Genomic DNA, 23,501 nt, shown 5'->3' on the forward strand with positions numbered 1-23,501 from the left:
CTTGCCCTCCTGGTTCTGCGCCTTGGGGGGCTCCTTCCGGTCAGCGCTGGACGTGACTGCTGGCCGGCAGGTGGGGGCTGTGGACGCTTCCTGTGCGGGTCGACGGTGTTGCCGGGCTGGCTGGATGCAGGTGGCGGAGCGGTTCGGGCCGTAGGGTCTGGGTTCATGTCCGTCGCCGTGGATCGGTTGCCGTTGTGGCACAACCGGCGCTTTTGCTTTCTTGCCTCCGCGCGGGTCATCTCCGTTCTGGGGAACGGCTTCGCGCGGGTGGCTCTGGCTTTCGCCGTACTTACGCTGCCGGGTGCCAGCCCGGGACGGCTCTCGCTGGTGCTGGCCTGCCAGGCGGTCCCGCAACTGGTGTTCATCCTGGTAGGGGGCGTGATCGCAGACCGGATGTCGCGCTCGCGGTTGATGGCGACCGCGGACGTGGTCGGCGTCGTTGCCTATGCGGGACTGGCCGCTCTCGTGGTGTCGGGACGGGCGCCGCTGGTGCTGATGTGCGTGCTGGCGGTGACTGCCGGCTTGGCCACTGCGCTGTTTTCCCCGGCGATGGACGGTGTCGTGCCGCTGGTTGTGCCGGCTGACCAGTTGCAGCAGGCCAACGGGATACTCCGGGTGGGAACGAATGTCTCCTTGCTGATGGGATTGGCCCTGTCCGGGGTGGCGGTGAGCTGGCTCGGCGCGGGCTGGGCCCTGGCGTTGAACAGTGCCTCCTTCGTAGTCAGCGCTGTGCTGACGTCCTTTTTGGGCCTGGGGGAACCTCGCCGCGCGAAGTCCTCGGGCTGGACGGAGCTGCGCGAGGGATGGCGGGAGTTCTCGTCCCGGCAGTGGCTGTGGGTCGTGGTCTGCCAGTACATGGTCGTGGTTGCCGCGCTGAACGCGAACGCCGGTGTGCTCGGTCCACTGGCTGCGGAGGATCACTTGGGCGGTGCCCGCGCTTGGTCGGTGATCGTGGCGGCGCAGGCTCTCGGGGCGGTGGCCGGCGCCGGGCTGGCGGCCAAGGTCCGGGTCGACCGGCCGATCCTGGTGGCGGTCTTGGCGACGCTGCCGTCGGCCGTGCCGATCGTCATGCTGGGTACTGGCGCGCCCGTCTGGGGGATCGCAGTAGCGATGTTCCTTTCGGGGATGTCCTCGGATGTCTTCGCGGTGCTGTGGTCGACCACGATCCAGCGGGAGGTTCCCGAGGAGGCCCTGTCCCGGGTCAGCTCGTATGACTGGTTCGGGTCGCTGGCTTTTGCTCCGCTCGGCTTGCTGGCCGCCGGCCCGGCAGCACAAGCGTGGGGCGCCGATCGGATGCTCTTCGTCTGCGGTTCACTGATTGCAGCGGCAACCCTGGCTGCGCTGCTCGCCCCGCAGGTCCGTACTCTCCGTGCTCCTGCCCAGCGCGTTCGCCGAGTGGAGGAGGAGACCAACGAAAGTGTTGACGCTCCACCGGCCACCGGCGGGCAAGCGGCACGGTGATACCGCTCATACAGCGGGCCCACGTCGTGGTTCTGGCAGGCCGAGGTCGACTGGGCGGCCCTGAGTTCGCCGTTGGGTCTCGTCCCGTTTGGCGCGGAGGAAGGTCAGGGCCAGATCGATGCTTTCGGTCTCGCCGACCGCAGGAGCCGGGTTGGACCTTGCGGCGGTCGACGTGGTCCTCGAATTCGCTCCACTCCTGCACGGTTGCCTCGCGGTATTCGCCCTCCGGCCGGGACTGTCGGCGTTGGTGCAGATGTGCTTGGTGGTGCCGGACGACGTCCTCGTCGAAGACGGCGACGTGGCCGCGGGTTGTCTGGATGTTGAGGTGCCCGAGCAGTGCGGCGCCGATGTGATGGGCGGGCCGCTGTTGACGAGTTCGGTGGCGAAGATCCTCCGGAAGTCGTGCGGGGGTGAATTTCAGCCCGCGGAACCCGGGGCAGCTCGGCCCGCCCCTCGATCAGTTCCTGTCGCAGTTCCAAGGTGTTCCTCCTCATCAATCGCACTGACCATCACGGCGATCGACGAGGGGAGTTGGTGCAGATAACTGTGCACTGGCGTCGTGACATCCCGTTGCCGCCGTCGGGATTGAGGATGTGCGGCGGCATGGACGCGAACCGCATGCCCGGGTCGAGGGCGTCGGTTCGTATGTTCCCGGAGGACACCCGCAGGACGGGAATGCCGGCGGGCCGGGCGACTTGGCGTTCGATCGGGTCGAGGTGTTCGTGGACCGCGGCCGGTTCCCAGCCGGTGTCGGCGAAGATCGCCGCGTCCAGCTTCGGCAGACGGCCCGGTGCGGCGAGAAGCAGCAAAGTGGTAGACCGGACCCCGGCACCTCTGTCACCTATTCGGGGTTGTTGCATCCCTGCTCCGGCGGGGAGCACCGGAGGCTGGCCTTGCTCACGTCGGGCGCCATCGCCTGCGTACGAGTTCCGGTGAGGCGGGTGGTCACACCAGGCTCGGTCAGATCACCTACCGTCTTCTGAACACAGCGACGACGTTCCTCGGGAAGGACATGATGAAGCTTCTCCTCACCGACTCCGGTGTCAAGAACGCGAGCATTGAGGATGCGCTGGTCAGCCTCCTGGGCAAGCCGATCGCCGAGTCCAGCGCCCTGTGCATCCCGACCGCGGGATATGGGGGTCTCGGCGCCGATCCGGGCGGGCCGTGGCGGTTCATCAGCGGGCGATCTCCCAGCCCCATGACCGAGCTGGGGTGGAAGTCGGTGGGCGTGCTGGAGCTCACGGCGCTGCCCAGCATCGACGAAGCCCTCTGGATCTCCTGGGTCCGGGAGGCCGATGTCCTGCTGGCCAATGGCGGTGACGCGCTGTATCTGTGCCGATGGATGCGGGAGTCCGGGCTCGCTGAACTCCTGCCATCGCTGCCCGACATGGTCTATGTGGGACTCAGCGCCGGGAGCATGGTGATGACTCCCCGCATCGGGGAGAAGTTCATGGACCTGAAGTCGGCCGCCGGCGGTGACAGCGCGCTGGGCGTGGTTGATTTTTCGATCTTCCCGCACCTGGATCATCCGGCGTTTCCGGAGAACACCATGGCCGAGGCAGAACGATGGGCGGCCGGGATCGAGGGTCCGGCCTATGCGATTGATGAGCAGACCGCAATTAAGGTGACCGACGGAGCTGTCGAAGTGGTCTCCGAGGGCCGCTGGAAGTTGTTTCACTGCCGTGGCCGCGTCGCGTGAGGAATTCGTTGTGGGAATCTTGACCAGCTGAGCGTGTATAACTGCCGCCGCCCGGGAGGACGGCGGTCGCTGCATCGACCGCGACGCCAGCCTGGCGTCGGCGCCAAGATCAGGCCCGCAGCGGTGTTGTGGCTCCGGTCGGGAGGCGGCGGACGTTCGCTGAGAGGGGCCTGTCCTGCCGCTTGCGTGCCTGTCCGCGAACTCCGCAGGCTCTCTTCGAGAATCGAGCTACAGTGTGATCAGTTCCTGGGGGGGACTTATGGTGCCTGTTCGACGTTTAGTGAGCCTGCTCGCCACCACGGTCGCGGGGGTCCTTTTAGCCACCTCGGGTCACAGGTACGCAGCTCAAGAGCGAAAGCCTTAGCTGTGGAAGCAGCGGGTCGCTGTACACGATGTCGGCATTGCCGAGAGGGACCTACACGGTGCTGGTCGTGCCGACCGGCCCCGTGTACGGCACGCTCGGACTACGGGTGGCCAAAGCCTGATTCCGCGTCGCCGATCGGGCCGGGCCGCCCTCAAGGGCGCGCTCGGTCCGTTCTGTCGTCAGTATGCTGCGCCACGGCATCAACTACGCCCGCATCGCGCGAACTTAGAACGACGCACCGTTCTTCCGGTCGTCAGCAGCCGGCCGACCACGCAACCTGCACCGCGCCGGGCTCGCGTGGATCCTCACCTCGATCGCGGCGATCCTGCAACTTATTATCGGATCCCGACAAGCGAGGGGGCTCAACTGGGCGGAAAGCCCTTTGCCTTGCCAGCGAGGCAGTAGCTTGTCACTACGCGACGACCGACGGGACGTGCCGGTGGACAAACGCCTTTGGACTGTGCATCACGGGGCGGTACAGGTTCAGCCTGTCCCCACCTGATCAGGCAGAACAACACCAGGCGCTACGACCGGATATCATGCGTCACAATCGCTTATGGTCTCGTAGTGCGTAGGTCTCGGGTTCGAATCTCGAAGGCGGCTCCAGTAAGGCCCAGGTCGTATAGTCGCTGACCTGGGCTTTTTGTCTTTTCGGGTCTTCCGCTTCTCGGTATAAGGGCCTTCAGTCAGCCTTGCGGGTGAGAGGTGTGGCCGAAGTGCGGGCATTTCTGCATGGTCGTTGCAGTCGTGGGTTCGGTGCAGCCCTGCTTCGGGGCGGGACTCCGCAGGGGATTTTGTGGGGTTGCTACAAGGGCACATGAGGCGGCACGTGAGCCGTCGACAAATGGGCGAAAGCCTATGGGATGGAGCCAGAAGAATGGGAGGGCAGGTGGATATCGCATGATCGAGCGCAACATCGTCATCCGTCCGGCTCACGGGGTGCGCCACGCGTGCCCATGCTGCGGATTCCTCACTTTGTCGTGACGCGGATGGCACGAGACGTGCCCCGTCTGCTACTGGGACGACGATGGCCAGGATGACCACGACGCGGACGTGTGCCGGGGAGGCGCTAACTTGGTCTCGCTCACGGAGGCGAGGAGGAACTTCAAGGCGTTCCGCGCCTCCGACCGCCGCAGGACGAAGTACGTGAGGGACCCGCTGCCGGCGGAAGTGCCCGCGCAGTCCACGCCGCAGTGATTCGCCAGGTCCGCACCCCGAAGGATTTTCCTCCGAACGTGTACTGCCTGGGGGTGTGGGACCTGGAGCGCGCCTCGGAGACTCTGTGCCTGGACAGTGGATGCGCCGGCTGAGCCGGCTCGGCGCATCTCCTTCGGCTCGCCTGCTGGACCGGCTGGGGGTTCGTCACCCCGAACTGCCTCTGCCGCCTTGCGGAGATGACAGTGCTTCTTGTGGTCAGCTCGGCCGGCCGGTGGCCGAACGTGCGGATGGCGGGCAGTGGCGGTGGTGGGCGGCCGTTTCTGGGGCGGCGTGGCGGACGTGGCGGACGAGCCGTCGGGTCGGACCGCAGGGGCCGTGCGCGATGGCCGGATCGTCGGGGTGGGCTCCGGGGTCGACTGTGAGGGCGCTGAGGTTGTCGTGTTCGGTGACCGGCTGCTCATGCCGGTGCTGCACGACTTCCTCGACCGTCGTTCGGGTCACCCCAAATCGAACGGAATCCCACTCTACGGGGTGAAAAGCGTACCGATAACCGCAAGAGCGGGCTCGCTGCCTGGGCGGATCTGCTGGGATGACGTCGAAGCGTCCGCACGAAGGCCGCGCCCGGCAGTGCGGCCGAGGTCGACGGGGAAGCAGCTATCCCGCCGGGTTCCTGCGCGGTGCCGGGGCGGATCACAGGCGAGGTGTTGCGTGCAGAGTCATGCGGTGTCCGGACTCATCGGTGCGCGCTCGGGTGGGGGGAGCGGTTCGGGAGGCCGGATGAATGCGGTGGACCGTGCGTTCGCGCTGTTCTCCTCGGGCGCGTCCGGGCCCCTGATGGTGGGGCATGTGCTGGACTTCGCCGCCGGCGCGTTCTCGCTGGAGGACCTGCGCACACGTGTGGCCGAGCGGGTGGCCGGCCTGGAGGCCCTGCGTACCGCCGCGGTCCCGGGAGCCCGCTCATGGGCTCGGACCGCTCCGCCCGATGTCGCGCTGCACGTCGACGAGGCGCGGGGGGACGGCTCGCTCGGTGAGGAGACGGACGAGGCGCTGCGCCGTCCCCTGCCCGGTGGTCGTGCGCCCCGGTGGGACCTGCGCGTTCTGACGTGCCCGGCCGAAGGGGTGCAGCGGGTCTGCTTCCGGGTCGACCACGCCGTGGTGGACGGCGTCGGTACGGCTCACCTGGTGGCCGCGCTCCTGGCCGACGAACCCGTTCGCGGGCCGCACCCCTACCGGCCGCCGGGGGCCGGTCGCGGCTCGGCGGCGTGGCTGCGCACGGTGCCGTACAAGAGGTTCGCCCCGCACGAGACCGTTCCGCCGGGGTGCGGTGCGGCCCCGAGCGGACGCGGGTCCCTGGCCTACGCGGACGTCCCGGACTCCGTGCTGCGGGCGCTGGCAGCGCGGTGGGGGGCGACCGTCAACGACATCTGCCTCACCGCCGTGACCGGCGCGCTCGCGGCGTGGCAGCAGCGGCACGGGGGAGGAGTCCGCGACCTGAGGGTGATCATGCCCATGTCGGTCCGCGAGGCCGGGGCGGAACTCGCCACGGGGAACGCCGCGCTGTCGGCCGTCGTCCGGCTTCCGTGCACCCTGCCCACCCCCCGGGACCGGCTGCGCTCCCTCACCGGCCAGTCCCGGCAGCACAAGGTGTCCGGGCTGCGTGAGGGCGGCTGGGGAAGCGTCCTGCGCCTCCCGCCGGGGCTGCTCGGCCGGGCCATGCTCCGGCCCGGTCTCCGGCTGGCCGTCAGCCACATCAGTATCAACGGCAGCTATCGGGTGCTGGGCGCTCCCCTGACCGCCGCGAGCATCATCGCCCTGAACAGCCCCGGCCTGCTCGGCTACGTCTCCCTGACCCGGACGACGGAGACCGCCCGTATCGGCGTCCTCCATGACCGGGCCCACGCGGCGGCGGCCGAACTTCCCGCGGCGTGCGTGAGAGCCCTCGAAGAACTCGAGCCGCCGGTGGCGGCCGGGCGCGCATGACGTCGCCCTCGTCCGGCTCGTTGTCGCGGAGGCAACAGCCGTGGGCCGTCGAACCCTGGGAGGCCTGACACATATGACCGATGAGACCGGTACCGGGCAATGCCCGCTGTCACGGGAGGAGCCGCGCGTCGCGCACTCCCGGACGCTGCGATTCTGGCTCGACCCGGCGAACATCGCGGTACGCCTCGGCCAGGCGGGTCCCGTCGCCAGGACGAAGGCAGGACCGGCGGTCGCCTTCCAGGTCAACGACCCCTCGCTGCTCCGGAAAGTCGGCGGCGGGGAGGACACCTTCCAGTTCTGGACCGCGGACCCGAGCCTTCGGGACTTCACCGGGAACGGTTTCCCCGGCGCCGAGGGCCAGGCTCACCGCGACCGGCGCGCGCTGATGAAGCCGGCGCTCGCGGCACCCCGTCTCACGGCTCTGGGCCGGTCCGTACGGGACAGCGCCGACGGCCTGCTCGCCGGGCTTCCCGCCGACCGCCCCGTCGACATCCCTTACGAGATGAGCCGCCTCGTGGCCGGACTCGTCATCGAGTCGGTCCTGAACAGCGACATCTCCCCGGACACGCTGGCCGAGCTCGCACGCGCGCGTTCCGTCCTGTCCGCGGGGGTGTTCTGGAAGTACGCGCTGGCGCCGTGGCCCTGGGTGCCCGTACCGCGGCGGCGCGCCTTCCGCCGTGCCCTCGCGACGCTGAACGAGGCCGCCCGGGAGGTGTACGCACGCCACCGGCCGGACGCGGACGGCAGCGACGTCGTCTCCCTGCTCAAGCGCGCGTCCGACGACCGGCCGGACGTGGCGCTGCACGACCTGCGCGCGCTGCTGTTCGCGGGCATCGAGGCCACGTCCTCGACACTCGCCTGGGCCTGTTACGAGTTGGGCCGGCACCCCGGCCACCAAGCGGCCGTCCGGGCCGAGGCCGACGCCGTCCTGGCGACAGACGCCCCGGCCGACGCCATCCGCCCCGGCCTGATGCCCCGTAGCGCGGGCTTCGTCAGGGAGGTCACGCGGCTGCACGGCATTCCGTTCCTCGTCCGCCGCGCCCGCCATGCGACGTACGTGGGCGACCAGCCGGTGCCGGCCGGCGCCCTGGTGACCCTTCCCCTGGGCGCGCTGCGCCGTGATCCCGCGCGGTACGCGCGGCCGGAGGAGTTCGACCCACTGCGCTGGTCGCCCGAGGCCCGGCCCCCGCTCTCGCCCGCCGCCCTGCTCCCCTACGGGCTCGGCCCCCGCTACTGCCCCGGCGCCGCGGCTTCCGACATCCTGGTGCCGGTCGCGCTGGCGAGCCTGGTCCGCTCGCGGACGCTCCGTACGGCATCGACCGGCAGGACCGTCCGCGTCAGCCTGGACCTCACCCCCATGCCCAAGGGCCTGACCATGGTCGCCGCACCCCGTGAGCCGCACCCGCCGGCTCCTGGGCGACCGCGCCATGAGCAAGCCGCACCCGCCCGACGGCACTGAGCGAAAGCGACCCTTCATGCACGGAGCCCTCCTGCACCCCACCGACGCACTGCCCACCCCCCGGACGGCCCCCGACAGGCTCCAGCAGCACATCGACCGCATCGTCCCGCGCATCGACGCCCACATCGACCGGCTCTGCCCCGGTACACCGGCGAACGCCTGCGCCACATGGCTCCCCGAAGGCCATCTGACCGACGCCGAGCGGACGAGCACCGCCGGCCTCGGCCGCCGGCTCCACCACGCGCTGAGCGCACCCGTCCGCCACCTGACCGGCGCCGCGGGCCGCAGGTGGCGGCCCGTCATGTTGTGGGAGACCGTCGACCTGCTCGGTGGGGACAGCGAACGCTGCGGACCGCTGATCGCGGCGTTCGAGATGCTGCACACCGGCTCCCTCATCGTCGACGACGTCCAGGACGCCTCACCGCTGCGCCGCGGCCGGCCGGCCGTCCACACCGTCTTCGGCGCGCCGACGGCCCTGAACGCCGGGACGGCCGCCTACTTCCTGTGGGACCGGGCCGTCCGGCTCTCCTTCCCCGGCGACGCGGGGTGCGGCGGGGAACTGCGCGCCCTGCTGCTCGATGCGCTGCGGGCGGGGCACGCCGGTCAGGCCCTCGACCTGCAGGGGCATCGCGAGGAGATGGACCGCGCCGTGGCCGACGGCGACCGGGACACCGTTCTGGACGTCGTCCGCCTGACACACCGGCTGAAGTCCGGCGCCCCGAGCGCCGCGGGGATGGAGACGGCGGCCGTGGTCACCGGCGCCGAGCCGGAACTGCGTGCCGCGCTCGCGGCCTTCGGCTCGGCCGTGGGCACGGCCTATCAGATCGCCGACGACATCGCCGACCTGCGAGGGGTGACACACGCCGGGGAGCCGACCAAGCTTCCCTCCGAGGACCTGCGGAACGGCAAGGTGACCATGCCCCTGGCCCACGCCGTGGGCCGGCTTCCCCCGCCGCACCTGAGGCCGCTCTGGCGGGAGATCAAGGAAGGCCCGCTCCACGGCCCGGCGTTGGACCGGGCACGCGCGCAGCTGGAGGACTGCGGAGCTGTGCGAGCCTGCCGAGAGGAGGCCGACCGCATCGTCGACGACGCCTGGAAGCGGCTCGCTCCCCTCCTGCCCCCCACGGACCGCCACCTGTTGCACGAACTGGCCCTGCTGATCGTCCGCAGCAAGCAGGTCGCGTGAACGCCGCGGTCCAGCGCGGCTGTTGAACCGGTCACCGGCGGCAACATCCCCCGCGACCTCCGCGTCCACCGCACCCCGCCGGCCCTGCGGCCCGACCAGGACCTCTACGCCATCCCCGCGTGCAACTCCTCGGGGGCCGGGGTGAGGTGGGGGTGACGGGCGTCAGGTCTCGTGCGTGGCCGGGGGCTGGTGGGAGGCGTGCTGCTCGGCGGCGTACCGGGCTGCTGCCTGGTATGCGGCGGCCTGTTCCGCCGCGGTGCGTGCGGCCTGTTCTGCTGCCGCCTGCTGCGCCGCGGCCTGTTCCGCTGCCGCCTGGAAAGCCGCTGCTTGCTGCGCCGCGGCCTGCTGGGCCGCGATCTGCTCGGTGGCGGCCTTTTGCGCCGCGGCCAGTTGCGCGCGTGCCTGCTGCGCCGCTGCTTGCTGTGCCGCCGCCTGCTGTGCGGCGGCTTCGTACGCCGTGGAGAGCTCCCGTTCCAGCGAGCCCCTGGGTGCTGCGGCCGGAGCGGCCGGAGCGGCCGGAGCCGCAGGAGCCGCCGGAGCCGCCTCGCCGGTCGGGAAGCTCCGGGGCTGGGTCTGGGGCTGGGGCTGGGGCGGGCGGGGCGGGGCGTATTGGTAGTCGGTGATCACGCTTACGGCCAGTACGGCCAGCCCCGCCGCGACGTAGAAGGCCGTCAGGTGGGGGTCGGTGTGCGTGAAGCGCAGGGAGAAGGGGGCGGCGAGCAGCAGTGCCGCCGCGAGGTAGTCGCCGGCTGAGTGGACGGTGAAGGGGAGCACCTTGACGACGCCGAGCGGGTAGCGGGTCAGGGCGCTGAGGAGGGCGACGAGGGCGCCGACGGTCACGCCGACGGCGACGGCCGTCGCCGAGCCCTTGAGGACGACAAGCGGCACCAGGAGCAGCAGGGCGGCGACCGCGTAGTCCGCGAGGGCGTGGAATCTGGCGGGCAGGAGACGGATGAGCGACATGGAGGGGGAGCCTTCCTGGCGGAGCTGTCGTGGGCCGGTCCTCACCGGTGTCCTCCATTCGCGCCGGGCCGCTCCCCGGATCGCCCGGCGGGGCAAGTTTCTGCCGCGCCCGCCCCGTAGATAACGCTTCGGTAAACCTCCCGGCCGGGTCCGTCCGCCCCGCCGCGCGCTGCGAAGAGCCGACGTAACGCGTCGTCATTTCGTGCGGGAAGGACACCATGCCCCCTCAGAACCAGAACCCTCAGAACCAGCCCCCCGAGTACCGGCCTCCCGAGTACCAGTCCGGGCAACCGCCCACCCAGGGCTACGGCATCCCCGCGCAGGAACCCCTGCGCACGCCCCCGGCGGCAGCCGCCGGGCCCCAGCCCGAGGTCTCCCGTCGCTCGCTCCTGCGCAGCGGACTCCTCGGTGGCGGCATCGGGCTCGCGGTCGCCGCGGGCGCGGGTACCGCGGTCGGGCTCACCCACCACTCGTCCGGGACCTCCCTCAAGCCCGCGAGCAAGCCGGTCGTCATGGCCCCGATGCCGCCGCGCGCGGTGCAGGGGCCGCTCGTCGTCTACATCAGCGACTCCGCCAGCGGAGTGCTCGACGTGTTCGCCGGCACCGGCGCGACCCGGATCCACAACCCCGGGCTCGTCACCCAGCTCCTGGACAACCTGAAGTAACCGCCGGCCGGATCGAACCTGGAGAAAGCCATGTCGTCACACCGCGAGGCACCGGAGATCGCGCAGGACCCGGTCGCCGACAGCACCGACGTTTACGCGTTCGTCAGCCCGGACACACCCGGGACGGTCACGCTGATCGCGAACTACATCCCGCTCCAGGGCCCGGCCGGGGGCCCGAACTTCTACAGCTTCGGCGACGAGGTGCTCTACGAGATCCACGTCGACAACGACGGCGACGCCCGGCCCGACATCACCTACCAGTTCCGCTTCCGGACGGAGCTGCGCAACCCGGACACGTTCCTGTACAACACCGGGCCGATCACCTCGCTGGACAGCCCCGAATGGAACAGCCGGCAGTCCTACACGGTCTCCCGCGTGCAGAACGGGCAGACCAGGGTGCTGGCCTCCGGGCTGAGCTGCCCGCCGTGCAACATCGGCCCGCTGTCGACCCCGAAATACGCGCAACTGGCCGAGCACGCGGTGCACAGCATCCCCGGCGGGATCAAGGTCTTCGCCGGCCAGCGCGCCGAGGGCTTCTACGTCGACCTCGGCGCGGTCTTCGACCTCGGCGACCTGCGGCCGTTCGAGCACCTGCACAGCCAGTACGGCATGCACGTGTTCTCCTCCGCCGCGCCGGGCGTCAACGCCACCGCCATGCTGAACGTGCACAGCATCGCCCTCCAGGTGCCGATCGCGCAGCTGACGACGAGCGGCCACCCGGTGATCGGCGTGTGGACGTCCGCCAGCCGGCAGACGGCCCTGCTGTGGGACGCGCAGCAGGGGAGGAAGGTGCACAGCGGCCCCTTCCGCCAGGTGTCCCGGCTGGCCAACCCGCTGTTCAACGAGGTCCTCGTCCCGCTGGGGAAGAAGGACCTGTGGAACACCCGGCCCCCCTCGGACGACAAGCTGTTCGCGTCCGGTGTCACCGACCCGGAGCTGGCCCGCCTGCTGCCGGCCCTCTACCCGGGGGTGTTCCCGAACCTGGCGAAGCTGAACAAGGCCGGCAAGCCCCGGGCCGACCTGGCGGCGATCCTCCTCACCGGCATCCCGGCCGGCGTCGTCCCGGGGTTCACCAACTACACCGGGTCCGTCCAGGCGGACATGATGCGGCTGAACACGTCCATCCCGGCGTCCACCAACCCGCACCCGCTGGGCGTCATCGCCGGCGACCTCGCCGGCTTCCCCAACGGCCGGCGGGTGTTCGACGACGTGGTCAGCGTGGAGCTGCGCGCCATCGCCGGGGCGACGGTGCCGCTGGTGGACAAGACGTTCACCCCGGACGCCGCGGCCGGGCAGGTGACCGACGGCCTGACGGCCGACAGCGTCCCGGCCGGGTTCCTCGACTGGTTCCCCTACCTCGGCACGCCGTACAGCGGCTTCGAGACGCCGGCCAGGTGAGGGCCGTGAGCCACCCGAGGGACCATACGCACGGCGTTGCCGGCGCGGCGGCGGCAGGGCACGGCACCGGCCCCACCGGCGCCGGCAGCGTGCTCCTCGAACTGGGCGGGGACATCGGCGCGTTGGTGCTGCACACGCCGGCCCGGCTGCACGGGACGGAGATCGAGATCAGCCCGAGCAGCGCCGGCCCGCACAGCCGCCGTACCCATTCGCTGGTACGGGAACGGGTCACCGCCGCCGGGGTCGGTTACGCGGCCGTCTACCCGCAGGTCCCGGCGGACCGCTACACCATCTGGGGGGAGGACGGCCTTCCGGTGGGGACGACCGTCATCTCGGGAGGGCAGGTGACCAGCTTTTTCTGGCCCGAATAGTCCTGCGGCGGCTGGGGGCGAACTGCCGTTTGCCGTTTGCTGCTTGCCGCCGTCCGTCCGTCCGAGCCGCGGGGCACGGGCGGGCGGCGCCGTGCGCGCGGACTTTTTCCCTTCCGGGGGGCCGGGTCCGGCGGGGCGTCAGGGGCGGGGATCAGGCGGGCAGGGGCAGGAGCACGATCGGGGTCGTGGTGGGCGCGCTCGATCCGCCCGCGGGCTCGACGGTCACGCCGATCCTGTCCCCGGCGGCAAGACCCGAGGCGAGTACGGGCGTTCCGCCGGGCGCCGCCGGGAGCGTTCCCGCCGGCCGGGCGGTCGCGCCGATGAACCACAGCTCGTAGACGCGTGACGCGGGCAGGGGGCGCAGCCCGGAGCCGGTGAACACCAACCGGCCCTGGCGTACCGACACGACGGCGGTGGCGGTGCCGCCGGCCGAGGTCGGCGCCGTCACCAGCCGGGCGTCGGGCGCGGACAGGACGGCGGCGATCGCCCGGGCCCGCTCCTGCGCGGCGGACTGCGCATTTCGGGCCGACACCGCGGCGTAGCCGAGCACCACGGAAGCGGCGAGCCCGACCGCTGCCGCGACCGACGCCAGCCGCGGCAGCCACACCGGTCGCGGCACCTGGCGCGGTGCCGGACCCGGCGCCGGGCGCTGCTCCGGGCGCCCCGGGGGCTGCTCCGAGCGCGGCTCCGGACGTCGCCCAGGGCGCGGCTCCGGGCGTCGCCCCGGGCCCGGCTCCAAGCCCGGCGCCAGGCGTCGCTCCGGGCGCCACTCCCGGCGGCCCCCGCGCCACCCGCGCCGTCCGGCCCGCGCCGGAGCCTCGCCGGCCAGCGGCCGTCCGTCCCGCGCAGGCGCTTCGCCGGGCAGCCGCCCGCCCGCGGCGACCGCGCCCAGCACCTGGTCCCGCAGCCCGGCCGGCGGCACCACCGCGGCGGTCTCCGCCAGCGCCGCCGCCACCGCCGTGAAGCCCGGGACCTCGCTCCGGCAGGACGCGCAGCCGCGCAAGTGGCGCTCGAACACCGCCCGTTCGGCGCCGTCCAGCGCGTCCAGGGCATAAGGCGCGGCGAGGGCGTGCGCGGACGCGTACCGCCGTATCGGACGCCTCACCGGCCCGCCCCCGGGCGGTCCCGCAGCCGGGCGCGCCCGCCCCGGGCACGCGTCACGGACCTGCCCCGGCGCCGGAAACACCTCGTCTGATACGGCTTCACGCCCGGTATTCGAAGCCGCGGCCCCGCCGGACTGCCGGCCGCGAAAACCGGCGGAGCCGCCGTACCCGTCGCCGCCGCGCCGCCGCCGGGGCGATCCTCGCCGCGCGACTGGCGGGGTGCGGCGGTTCGTCGTACCGTCAGGCGGGTGGGGATAGCCAGCGACCGCGACGCGCTGCTGTTAGCGCGTGTCCGGGCCGGTGACGACGCGGCGCTCGCCGCCGTCTACGACGAGCATGCCGGACTTGTGTACGGGCTGGCCCGCCGGGTGACGCGGGACGAGGAACTCGCCCGGGACATCACCCAGGAGGTGTTCGCGTACTTCTGGGAGAAACCCGACCGGGTCGACCTCGCCCGCGGGGCGCTGCGCAGCTACCTCGCGCTCCTCGCGCACCGGCGCGCCGTCGACGAGGTCCGGCGGTCCGAGGCACGCTCGCGGGCGGAGTCCGCGTCGGGGGCGCCGGACGAGGAGGAGGGGCCGGAGGCCCGGGTCGTCGCCGAGGCCGCGCGCAGCTGGGGCGGGCAGCGGGTGTCGGAGCTGGTGGGGACGCTGCCGGCCGAGCAGCGTGAGGCGGTGCAGCTTGCGTACTATGAAGGTCTGACATATGTGCAGGTCGCCCGCGCGCTCGGTATCCCTGAGGGGACGGCGAAATACCGGCTGCGGGCGGCGCTGGCGAGACTGCGGACGCACCTGACCGACGAGGCACGGGAGGCGATCTCATGACCGACATGTCGTTCGACGACGAGATCGCGGCCCTGCTCGAACTCGACGTCCTCGGGCTCGCGGAAGAAGAGCCGCGCTCCCAGGAGCCGCCGTCGGGCCCGGTCCGCGCCACCGCCCCGCCGCCGCAGCTGCGCGCCGGCACGCTGGCCCGGGCCGTGTCCGGCCGCCGCCCCGGCCGGCCCGTCGACGCGGCGCAACCGTGCGAACCGGCGGTCGCGTTCGACCGGACCGTCGCCGACATGCACGACCTGCTGCGCTCGCTCGCCGACCCGGAATGGCAGGCGCCGGCGCATGCCGAGCACGGCCGGGTACGCGAGCTGGTCGCGCATCTGGTCGGTGTCGAGCGGCTGGTGCTGCGCTGGCTCGACCCGGGCGACACCGTGCCGAGCCTGCCGGACCACATCGCGGCGACGCTGCCCGTGGTCGCCGAGCTGGCCGGTGCCGAGCCCCGGGACATCGCCCGCCAGTGGCACGAGGCCGCCCGCGCGGTCGCGCTCGCCGCCGGCGGCGACCGGAGCCGGCCCGTGGCCTGGCACGACTTCACCCTCAGCGTCGACCAGCTACTCGTCACGCGCACCGGCGAGTTGTGGACGCACGCCATCGACATCTGCGCGGCCACCGGGCGCCCGCTGCCGCGTATGGACATGGAGCGCATGGCGCTGCTGTGCAATGAGCTGCTGGCCGCCGTGCCGCTGGCCATGGCCTACCGGGGCACGACCGCGCCGGGACGCTCCGCCCGTGTCGTCCTCACCGGTCCGGCCGGCGGTACGTTCGTGGTGCCGCTCGCGCAGCAGCCGCCGCGGGCCGCCGGTCCGGACGTCACCGTCGTCGCCGACGCCGTGGACTTCTGCCGGGTCGCCGTGCGGCGGCTGCGGCCGGACCAGTTGGACGCGGCCGTCGAGGGCGACCGGGCCCTGGCCGACCTCCTCCTCGGCTCGATCGACGCCCTCGCCCGGGACTGACCGGCCCCCGGTCAGCCCCGCGCGAGCGCCCGGTTCACCACGACGCCCAGCACCCGTACCCCGCGCGTGGAGCCGGGAGGGATCCCGGTGAGCTGATGCACCCGCTGGAGGCGGTAGTCCAGCGTGCCCGCGGGAGAGCCGGCCGGGCGGGCTTCGGCTCGGTCAGCGGCGGGTGCCGCAGCCCGGGCAGAAGGCGGAGCCGGCCGGAACCTCCGAGCCGCACGAGCCGCAGTGCTGCTGCTGGGCCAGGCGAGTGCCGCAGCCGGGGCAGAAGGGAGTGCCGCGGGTCTCGGTCTGGCAGTGCGGGCAGACAAGTTGCCGCGGGGCGGTGACGTCGAAGCTGCTGCCCGCCGCCTGCCCGACCTCGTACGCCCGCTGCGTCACGGTGTCGTTCAGGCCGCGTTGCTGCGCGGCGACCGCCTCGGCGGCGGTGTCCGGCGAGCAGGTCAGGCATAGGCCCTGGCCGGCGTTCCAGCAGCGGTTGCACACGTACTGCGTGCAGCGCGGGCAGCGGTTGAAGTGTCCCTGGGCGTTGTCGATCGCGCGCTTGAAGGCGGTGTCGCGCGACGACCCGTACGTCGCTCCTGCCAGCCCGTCCGCCGCGCTGGACACGCCGCTGCCAGTGCGGCCGAGCAGCCCGTAGGCGGCGTTGACGCCCTTGCCGACCCAGCTGGCCAGCCGGCCGCTGTTGTATGCCTCGAACGGGGAGCGCCAGGTGTCGGAGCACCGCCCGCAGGAGAACTCGAACTGAAACCCCGCGCCCGTGCCGTGCTCCTCGCACAGATCACGGTAGTTGTTGCTGAAATAGATTTCGGCAGTCATCGAACGCCTCCCCGAGCGCCCCGGCCGGGCCCCCTGCCCGGCACCCATACTTTGTCATAGTGCCGCTGCGCCCGTCCCGCCGACGATCCTGCCGGTGGGGACCGTGTCAGCTGCCCGGAATTGGCCCCGGGCCCTTGCCGGCCAGCAGCGCCAGCAGCTCTTCCCTGTCGCGGACATAGGCCCAGTCCGAGGCGCGGTTGTCGGGCGATTCGACCGCCACCTGGCACGTACTGTCCGGGTTCTTGCCGCGGAGCCATGTGACGAAAGCCGCGACCTCGTCGACCGGGCCCGCCATGCGGAGGACCGCTCCGCCGCCCTCGACCGGCGCCTGGGTGATGCGGATCTCGGTTCCCGGACCCCTCGCCACCACGAGGGAGCGGGACGAACCGGCACCCCTGCGGCTGAGCGCCTTGAACTCCGCCTGCACCTGGGGATGGTCCTTGTGCAGCGCCTCGGCGAGGAGGCCGAGATCCGGGGCGGCCGGTGCGGATACGCCCGTGTCGTTCAGGGAGAGGTTTATCAGGGCGCTGACGGGCTCCGCCGGGGCGGCCGTGGCGTGACCGGCGGGTGCGGCCGGCGCCGTCTCGGTGAAGACGCGCTGCTTCACGTAGACCTTGCCGTCCACGACATAGCCGGGCATCACGACGAAGGCGGCGGGCGCCCCGGCGTCGCACCGGCTGAACGGCCGCTGCCGGGCGCTGTCCAGACGCGCCCCCTCGGCCAGGTCGTAGTCCCAGGTGACGGCGTGTCCGGTGGCCGCGGCCCGGCTGCGGATACCGCTCGCGGCCACGCAGGCCGACCGCAGGTCGTCGGGGCCGACGCCGGGGTGTCCGGCCTCGGCCATGTGCCGCGCCAGTTCGTCGGCGGCGGGCATCTGGTCGCCCGGTTGCAGCAGCTGCCGGGCCAGCCGGCCGATCACCGCCGCCTCCTCGCGCTCGCCGTCCGCCTGGACGAAGCGGGCGGCGATGTCCGTGAGGATCTGGTCGGCCAGGTTGTCGATCTCAGCGCGGATCTCCTGATGGGCCAGGTAGGCGTCGGACACCAGCCGGTCCTGGGTCTTGGCCCGGCTCAGCGCGGTGAGCCGCCTTTCGTGCTCGTCGAGGCGCTGGAGGATCTGCGCCTGCGCCTCGCTGCTGCGCTGCTGGAGTTCGGCCACCTGCCGGTGCAGGCGGTTGATCTCGTTCTGCAGTTTGTCGATCTTCCTGCTGTTCGGCGCGAGCAGTTCGTGGAACCCCTGCAGCACATGCCTCGCGGCCGTGGCATCCTCCTCGTGGCCTCCGCCCGGATAGGACATCGTCACACCCTCCTCGTTCTCAGTAGCCGCCGTCGAAGCGGAGTGTCGTGTCCAGCTCCTGGCCGGAGTGCTGGTTGACGGCGCGGACGCTGATCTCCGCGTCGCCGAAGCCGAGATGGACCAGGACGTTGCGCTGCGCCAGCGGCAGGGTCATCGCCGATCCGAGCTCGACGGTGAGGGTGCCGATGGCCTCGCACCCCGGCTCGTCGATGTAGCGGGGCTGTTCGGTGAGCGTGCGGAAGAACTGGAAGACGACCGATTTCATGTCCGCGTACAGCGGGCTGAAGGACTTGGGCTCCTCGACGCTTCCGGTCTCCACGGTGTCGCCGTTGCGCACGAAGATCATGAACCGGTTGCTGCACTTGGCGTTGCCCTCCGGGTCGTAGATCCGCTTGGACACCGGGTCCCGGCCCGGCTCGAAGTCCCAGACGACCGCGCAGCCGTAGGTGTAGCGGCTGCGCCGGGAGATGATCAGCTCCGGGTCGTAGCCGAGCAGGACGGCGCCGCGCAGGACGGCGGCGGCCGGCTCGGTGGTGCGCATCATGACGACGCCGTCGCCGAAGTGCGCCAGCAGCCGCTGCTTGAGGTACGGCGAGCTGGACAGGCCCCCGACCAGCAGCAGCCGCTCGGGTCCGTCGGGTGCGCCGTCCCGGTTGCGCATCTCCTTCAGCTGCTGCTCGACCAGCTCGGCCAGCGACTTGAGCACGGTGTCGAAGAGGACCCGCACCTCCTCGGGCGAGACCACGATCCGCGACTCCGACCCGCCGGGGAAGCCGCGCAGCCGGGCCCGGGTCTCGTCGCTGATCAGCGGGTCGACCGCCCGCGGCAGCGGTACGTACACCGGCCGGTCGATGGTGAGCCGTCCGGCCGCGTCCATGGTCGCGGTGACCGCGATCTTCCCGCTCTCCCAGTGCTGCATGAGTTCCCGCAGCGCGTGCGGTCGCTCGCGGCGGATCCGCTCGACCACCTGCGGGCCGCCGAGCCGGTCGGTCAGGACCCGGTCGGCGAACGCCTGGTTGATGAACTCCGAGCCGATCTTGCCGCCGGACACCTTGCCGATCTCGATGAGCCGCCGGCGCTCGCCGGAGTCGGCCGGCGCGACCCGGTAGGCGGTGATGTCCACCGTGCCGCCACCGCAGTCGACCACCATGAACCGGCTGCCGCTGCGGGTGAGTTCCGCGGTGCCGTCCTCGTCGCGGGCGGCGATGACGCGGGCCAGGTGGATCTGGCAGTACAGCGCGGCGGCCTCCGGCTCGCGGGCCAGGATCAGCCGGTCCTGCTCGGCGGGCATACCCGCCTCGACGGCCGCGTCGCGCATCAGCTGCTTCTCGGCGTCGTCCCAGATCGCCGGGATCGTCAGGCACCAGCGGATCTGGCGTTCCAGGTATCCGCTGCCCTCGATCTCCTCCAGGGTGATCCGGTACATCCGGCGCAGGTAGGCGACGACGAGCGGATACGCCTTCGCCGGTGTGTCGATGCTCGCGGCCTGGTCGCCGAGCGAGGACATGGTGAGCATCGCGCCGGGCCGCAGGGCCATCTTGAAGCCCTGGGCGTAGGTGTAGCCCTGCTGATCCCCCTCCTCGCACCGGCGCGCCCACTCCTCGCCGGCCTCGTGTCCCCACGCCGCGGGCTGCCCCGACGGGTCGAGCAGGACGGCGCTGAGGTCCTTGGGGTAGTGGCCGAGGGTGCCGGGCCACTGCTCCCGTATCTGCATGGTGAGCCGGGCGGGGCCCGGTCCCGACTCGTCGCCGACCTCAGTCCAGGCGTAGCCGGTCCCGTGGGTGCCGAAGTCGATCGCGGCCACCACCGGGTAGGGACTGATCATCCGATCCTCCTGTCGGGCGTCCGGCTGACCACCGCGACCGCGCGGCCCTCCGGGAGTTCCACATGGAAGTGCCCGGTGCGGCTGCCGCTCTCCACCACGCGGTCGATCAGCGGGGCCCGCACCGAGCGGTCGAGGATGTTGCGGATCTCCCGGCCGCCGAGCGCGAGCGAACGGGGGTCCGCCATGGCCCGCCTGACCCCATCGGTGACCGACTCCCGCTCGACGTCCAAGGCGATGCCGGCCCGGGCCGCCGACGCGATGAGCTGGTCGAGGAACTTCGCGGTGATCGCGGGGATGTTCTCCGGTCGCAGCAGGTCGAAGGCGAGCACGCCGTTGCCGATCCGGCCGAGCAGCTCGGGACGGTTCAGCGTGGTGGCGAAGTGGTGCGAGACCTCGGTCTGGAACAGCTCGGACACCTCCTGGTACGAGGGCAGTTCACCCTGCTGGAGCCGCTCGTAGAGCGGGGCGGCCCCCAGGTTCGAGGTGAAGATGATCAGGCTCTGCGAGAAGTACGCGGTACGGCCGAGGCCGTCGGTCAGCCGGCCGTCCTCCAGGATCTGCAGGAACTTGTCGAAGACGGCCACATGGCCCTTCTCGATCTCGTCGAACAGCAGCACGCTGAAGGGCCGGCTCATCACCCGGTTGGTGAGCTCGCCGCCGCGCTCGTGCCCCACATAACCCGGGGGCGCGCCGGTGAGCCGTTCGGCGGAGTGCTCCTCGGCGAAGGTGGACATGTCGAACCGGGTGAGGGCCGTCTCGTCGTCGAAGATGACATCCGAGAGCGCCCGGGCCAGTTCGGTCTTGCCGACCCCCGTGGGGCCGGCGAAGAAGAAGACGCCTTTGGGCCGGGCCTCGGCGCTGTGCGGGTCGGCCACGAAGTCGATGTTCATGGTGCCCGCGGCCAGCGCGCGGCTGACCGCCCGTACGGCGTCGGGCTGGCCGATCACCCGCCGGCGCAGGTCCTGCTCGGCCCGCGGGATCCGGTCGACCAACCGCAGCCAGGGGTCGTCCTGCTGGCCGAAGAGCGCCCGCTTGACCAGCTCCTTGGGCTCGGACAGCGGCACCTTCTCCACATGGCTGGTCTGGCTCAGGCCGCGCAGCTCGGTGAGCGTCATGCCGTCCGTCAGGTTCGCCAGGGTCGGCAGCACGTCGTCCAGCGGCGCGGCGGGGTCGCGGTGGAAGCGGGTGACGATGCTGCGGAGATATCCCAGCCGCTCCTGATGGCTCGGGCGGTCCACCTCCACCGCCCGTACGAAGGGCTCGTCGCGGTGCAGCCACGGCGGGACGGACGCCAGGTCCGGGACGACCAGGATCAGCAGGTTGCCGACCTGGGCGCGCTCGGCCCGGCCGGACTCCAGCATCATCTTCTTGGTGAGCAGCAGCAGGTCGCGGTCCTGCCGGTCGTGGTGGTCGGGGTCGAGCAGCAGCAGCTCGGCGAAGTCCAGGACGAAGGCGACCGGCCGGGTCTGCTGGGCCAGCCCGCGGCGGATCGCGGCGAGCGCCTCGGCCGGCTGCCGGTAGCGCGGCGCCGCCTCCGCGCCCGCCCGCAGCGAGCCGCGCATCCGGCGCTGGAGCTCGGCCGCGCGGGCCCGCCGGCCGGCCGCGGCGGGGTCGCCGTCGGCCGCCTCCTCCTCGGGCGCGGCCGGCTGGTCCTCCTCGACGGGCGCCGGGCCGCCGATGAGCTCGGCGAACCGCCGGTGGTCGTCGTCGGCGGCGAAGGTCAGGCCGTCCACCTGGTCGTACCGCCCGACCAGCTCGTACGACAGGGCGGTCAGGATCTCGCCGAGCGCCGTGCGCAGCGACACGAAGCCGCCCTGCCAGCGCACCATGTCGTGGACGTTGCCGTGCAGGATGACATGGCGCCCGCGGGCTATCTCGGCGACGAGGCCCTTGACCCACGGGGACACCCGCCGGGCCGGCCGCGGGTCCGCGGCGCGCGGGGTCGTCATCTCTGCTCCCTGCGGCGCGTGCCGGGCAGCTGCTTGGCCTCCCGGGCCGGCGGCCGTTCCGGCTTGCCCTTCCAGTCCAGCTCGCCCGCCGCGACGCCCTCGGGCTCCAGCGCCTGCTGGAACTGCTCCAGCACCTCGGCCGTCAGGTCGCACGCGGCCACGGTGCCGTCCGCGGTCACCCTGGTGGTGAAGTCGTTGCCCTCGGCCTCGTAGACCAGTTGGGCTCCGCCCGCGCCGTCGGGGACGACGGCCAGCACGACCCGTTCGCCGCCGGCCCGGACGGCGGTGAGCATGCTGCCGGTGCCGACCTGCTGGACGCTGCCGGCTTCCAGCCGCAGGCCGGCCTGCGGCAGGGCGCGGCTGATCGCGTCCAGGATGATGCCGGTGCAGGCCAGTTCGTCCAGCCAGCCGTCGAACGCCGTGGCGAGCGCGGCCGTCGTGCTCGCCGCCAGCGCGGTCAGCCGGTCCATCGCGGGCACGTCCGCGGCGCGGCTCGCCGCCGCGAGGTCGCGCAGCAGCTCGGCGGCGGCGGCCCGGCCCGCCAGCTCGGCGGCGGACTCCTCGGCTTCGGTGAGCAGCGCGGTCAGCGCCTGCTCGGCCTGCGCGGCGGCCCGGCGGGCCCGGGCCAGCTCCTCGCGGCGCTCGCGGGCCCGGGCCAGGTGCGACTCCACGGCCGCCGCCAGCCGCCGGTGCGCCGCGGGGAAGCGCTCACCGGAGCCGACCTGCCGCTCGGCCTCGGCGAACGCCAGGTCGGTGTCCCGGGCCCCGGCGGGGTCCATCTCCGCCCGGTCGGGCACCGCGTCCGCCGAGGCCCGCAGGGCGGCCACCGCCGCGCCGCGCTGCTCACGGGCGAGGTGCGCGCTCACCGCGACGGCCAGCGCGGCCGAGTCGGCCTCGGCGGCCTCCACGCCGTTACGGGCCGCCGCGAGCCCGGCGTCGTCGGAGGCGGCGGCGATGGCGGCGGCCAGCGCCGACAGCGCGGCCGTCAGGTCGGTGTGCCGCCGGGCCAGTCCCGCGTCGGCGGCGCCGGCCCGCTGGGCGGCGGCGCGGGCCGCCAGCGCGGTGTGCCGGTCGCGCAACGCCGCCTGCTCGGCCCTGACCCGCCGTACGCGCTCCTTCTCCTGCTTGCGCAGGGCCGCCTCCTCGCGGCGGCGCCGGGCCTCCGCCAACTGCTGCTGCCTGCGCTGGTCGAGCTGCGCCCGGGAGTATTTGGGGCTACCTGACATCGGTCCTCCGAGAGATGGGTAGGTCTATGCCCTCCTGCCGCAGGGCGCGTTCGAAGCTCGCGCGGAAACCGGGGACAGGGGGGACACCGGACCAGTGCACGGTGCCGTCCTGGACGTCGAACTGGAGCCCCGCGCTGCGGTCCTGCGCCGGCGGGGTGTGGCGGTCGGTCAGGTAGTGCACGCGCTGGTTGTCCGAGCCGCGCCACAGCAGGGCGCCGTGGCGGTCGGGCAGATACGGGCCGTCGACGAGGATGTCGAGCCGGTCCAGCAGGTCGCGCCGCGCCGGGTCGCCGTGGCGCAACGCCTCCAGGGTGAAGCCCGAGTAGGACATCACCGACCAGTCCCGGCTCGCGCGCAGCCGGTCCACCAGCGCCGCGAGGGCGGCGGGCTGGGCCATCGGCTCACCGCCGGAGAAGGTGACGCCGGTGACCTCGGCGGGCAGCGCGTTCAGCCGGGCGGCCAGGGCGGCGACCGGCCAGGTCTCGCCGCCCTCGAAGGGCAGCCCTTCCGGTGCGAGGCATCCGGTGCAACGCAGGGGGCAGCCTTGCACCCAGACCACTGCGCGTACTCCCGGGCCGAGCACGGTGGTGGACTCCGCGATGCGGCTGAGGGTGAGGGCGGGGGCGGCGGGGGCGGCTCCGCCGTTGCGGTGGTGTCCGGCTCCGTCGCGGTGGTTGCGCGCCGGTCGGGGGGCGCTTCCCGCTTCTCCGCCGTCATGTCCCGCTGCCTGGCGGTCACTTCCCGCTTTGCCGCCGTCGTACCCTGCCTCTTCGCCGTCGGGTCCCGCTTCTT

18 protein-coding genes and 2 pseudogenes are annotated in these 23,501 nt (G+C 72.4%); 11 read left to right on the plus strand and 9 right to left on the minus strand.

What is annotated here, in order from left to right; translation table 11 throughout:
• Positions 1-165 precede the first annotated feature (165 nt).
• Positions 166-1,461: an MFS transporter gene (locus HCN08_RS07590; RefSeq protein ID WP_167982140.1), complete on the plus strand. Its 1,296-nt coding sequence runs from the start codon at positions 166-168 to the stop codon at positions 1,459-1,461.
• Positions 1,462-2,006: 545 nt separating this feature from the next.
• On the opposite strand, the pseudogene HCN08_RS07595 reads toward HCN08_RS07590, so the two are convergent.
• A pseudogene (locus HCN08_RS07595) lies at positions 2,007-2,270 on the minus strand (hypothetical protein); the annotation flags it as partial.
• A gap of 206 nt (positions 2,271-2,476) precedes the next feature.
• Here HCN08_RS07595 and HCN08_RS07600 point away from each other — a divergent pair.
• From HCN08_RS07600 to HCN08_RS07620, 5 genes and pseudogenes are all read left to right on the plus strand, one after another.
• Entirely contained in the window at positions 2,477-3,160 is a 684-nt protein-coding gene (locus HCN08_RS07600; RefSeq protein WP_167982318.1) for a Type 1 glutamine amidotransferase-like domain-containing protein, read from the plus strand.
• A 1,363-nt stretch (positions 3,161-4,523) separates the two neighbouring features.
• Positions 4,524-4,721 (plus strand): annotated as a pseudogene (locus HCN08_RS07605) (CPCC family cysteine-rich protein); the annotation flags it as partial.
• Positions 4,722-5,459: 738 nt separating this feature from the next.
• Positions 5,460-6,662, plus strand: a complete 1,203-nt coding sequence (locus HCN08_RS35125; RefSeq protein ID WP_240969877.1) for a non-ribosomal peptide synthetase family protein — start codon at positions 5,460-5,462, stop codon at positions 6,660-6,662.
• Between the two features lie 73 nt (positions 6,663-6,735).
• The gene (locus HCN08_RS07615; RefSeq protein ID WP_167982141.1) at positions 6,736-8,121 is read left to right on the plus strand and encodes a cytochrome P450; all 1,386 of its coding nucleotides are present in this window, start codon (positions 6,736-6,738) and stop codon (positions 8,119-8,121) included.
• 16 nt (positions 8,122-8,137) lie between these two features.
• Complete coding sequence (locus HCN08_RS07620) at positions 8,138-9,307, plus strand: polyprenyl synthetase family protein (RefSeq protein WP_167982142.1); 1,170 nt, start codon at positions 8,138-8,140, stop codon at positions 9,305-9,307.
• 162 nt (positions 9,308-9,469) lie between these two features.
• Here the strand turns inward: HCN08_RS07620 and HCN08_RS07625 are convergent, their stop codons facing one another.
• Entirely contained in the window at positions 9,470-10,270 is an 801-nt protein-coding gene (locus tag HCN08_RS07625; RefSeq protein ID WP_167982143.1) for a hypothetical protein, read from the minus strand.
• A gap of 218 nt (positions 10,271-10,488) precedes the next feature.
• On the opposite strand from HCN08_RS07625, the gene HCN08_RS07630 reads away from it, so the two are divergent.
• Genes HCN08_RS07630 through HCN08_RS07640 form a run of 3 tightly spaced genes read left to right on the plus strand, consistent with a single transcriptional unit; the run spans position 10,489 to position 12,704 of the window.
• Positions 10,489-10,935, plus strand: coding sequence for a hypothetical protein (locus HCN08_RS07630; RefSeq protein ID WP_167982144.1), 447 nt, complete (start codon positions 10,489-10,491; stop codon positions 10,933-10,935).
• A 30-nt stretch (positions 10,936-10,965) separates the two neighbouring features.
• Positions 10,966-12,333, plus strand: a complete 1,368-nt coding sequence (locus HCN08_RS07635) for a DUF4331 domain-containing protein (RefSeq protein WP_167982145.1) — start codon at positions 10,966-10,968, stop codon at positions 12,331-12,333.
• Positions 12,334-12,338: 5 nt separating this feature from the next.
• Complete coding sequence (locus HCN08_RS07640; RefSeq protein ID WP_206318513.1) at positions 12,339-12,704, plus strand: hypothetical protein; 366 nt, start codon at positions 12,339-12,341, stop codon at positions 12,702-12,704.
• Between the two features lie 151 nt (positions 12,705-12,855).
• Here the strand turns inward: HCN08_RS07640 and HCN08_RS07645 are convergent, their stop codons facing one another.
• The gene (locus HCN08_RS07645) at positions 12,856-13,809 is read right to left on the minus strand and encodes an anti-sigma factor (RefSeq protein WP_167982146.1); all 954 of its coding nucleotides are present in this window, start codon (positions 13,807-13,809) and stop codon (positions 12,856-12,858) included.
• A gap of 246 nt (positions 13,810-14,055) precedes the next feature.
• Here HCN08_RS07645 and HCN08_RS07650 point away from each other — a divergent pair, with 246 nt between their 5' ends.
• Entirely contained in the window at positions 14,056-14,631 is a 576-nt protein-coding gene (locus HCN08_RS07650; RefSeq protein ID WP_167982147.1) for a sigma-70 family RNA polymerase sigma factor, read from the plus strand.
• Positions 14,628-15,593, plus strand: coding sequence for a maleylpyruvate isomerase N-terminal domain-containing protein (locus tag HCN08_RS07655; RefSeq protein ID WP_167982148.1), 966 nt, complete (start codon positions 14,628-14,630; stop codon positions 15,591-15,593). The genes HCN08_RS07650 and HCN08_RS07655 overlap by 4 nt, the downstream gene beginning before the upstream one ends.
• Before the next feature lie 162 nt (positions 15,594-15,755).
• Here the strand turns inward: HCN08_RS07655 and HCN08_RS07660 are convergent, their stop codons facing one another.
• The 6 genes from HCN08_RS07660 to HCN08_RS36080 all read right to left on the minus strand — a co-directional run bounded on the left by HCN08_RS07660 (position 15,756) and on the right by HCN08_RS36080 (position 23,292).
• On the minus strand, positions 15,756-16,415 hold the full coding sequence (locus HCN08_RS07660; RefSeq protein ID WP_167982149.1) for a double zinc ribbon domain-containing protein: 660 nt from the start codon (positions 16,413-16,415) through the stop codon (positions 15,756-15,758).
• 106 nt (positions 16,416-16,521) lie between these two features.
• Positions 16,522-17,709: a coiled-coil domain-containing protein gene (locus tag HCN08_RS07665; RefSeq protein ID WP_167982150.1), complete on the minus strand. Its 1,188-nt coding sequence runs from the start codon at positions 17,707-17,709 to the stop codon at positions 16,522-16,524.
• 19 nt (positions 17,710-17,728) lie between these two features.
• A complete protein-coding gene (locus HCN08_RS07670) occupies positions 17,729-19,534 on the minus strand; it encodes an Hsp70 family protein (RefSeq protein WP_167982151.1) in 1,806 nt (601 codons plus the stop codon).
• On the minus strand, positions 19,531-21,483 hold the full coding sequence (locus tag HCN08_RS07675; protein WP_167982152.1) for an AAA family ATPase: 1,953 nt from the start codon (positions 21,481-21,483) through the stop codon (positions 19,531-19,533). The genes HCN08_RS07670 and HCN08_RS07675 overlap by 4 nt, the downstream gene beginning before the upstream one ends.
• On the minus strand, positions 21,480-22,709 hold the full coding sequence (locus HCN08_RS07680; RefSeq protein WP_167982153.1) for a hypothetical protein: 1,230 nt from the start codon (positions 22,707-22,709) through the stop codon (positions 21,480-21,482). Before HCN08_RS07680 ends, HCN08_RS07675 begins: the two co-directional genes overlap by 4 nt.
• Positions 22,699-23,292, minus strand: coding sequence for a 4Fe-4S single cluster domain-containing protein (locus tag HCN08_RS36080; protein WP_322974295.1), 594 nt, complete (start codon positions 23,290-23,292; stop codon positions 22,699-22,701). Before HCN08_RS36080 ends, HCN08_RS07680 begins: the two co-directional genes overlap by 11 nt.
• Positions 23,293-23,501 lie beyond the last annotated feature (209 nt).

Source organism: Actinacidiphila epipremni, from assembly GCF_012034175.1.
GTDB classification, from domain to species: Bacteria; Actinomycetota; Actinomycetes; order Streptomycetales; family Streptomycetaceae; genus Actinacidiphila; species Actinacidiphila epipremni.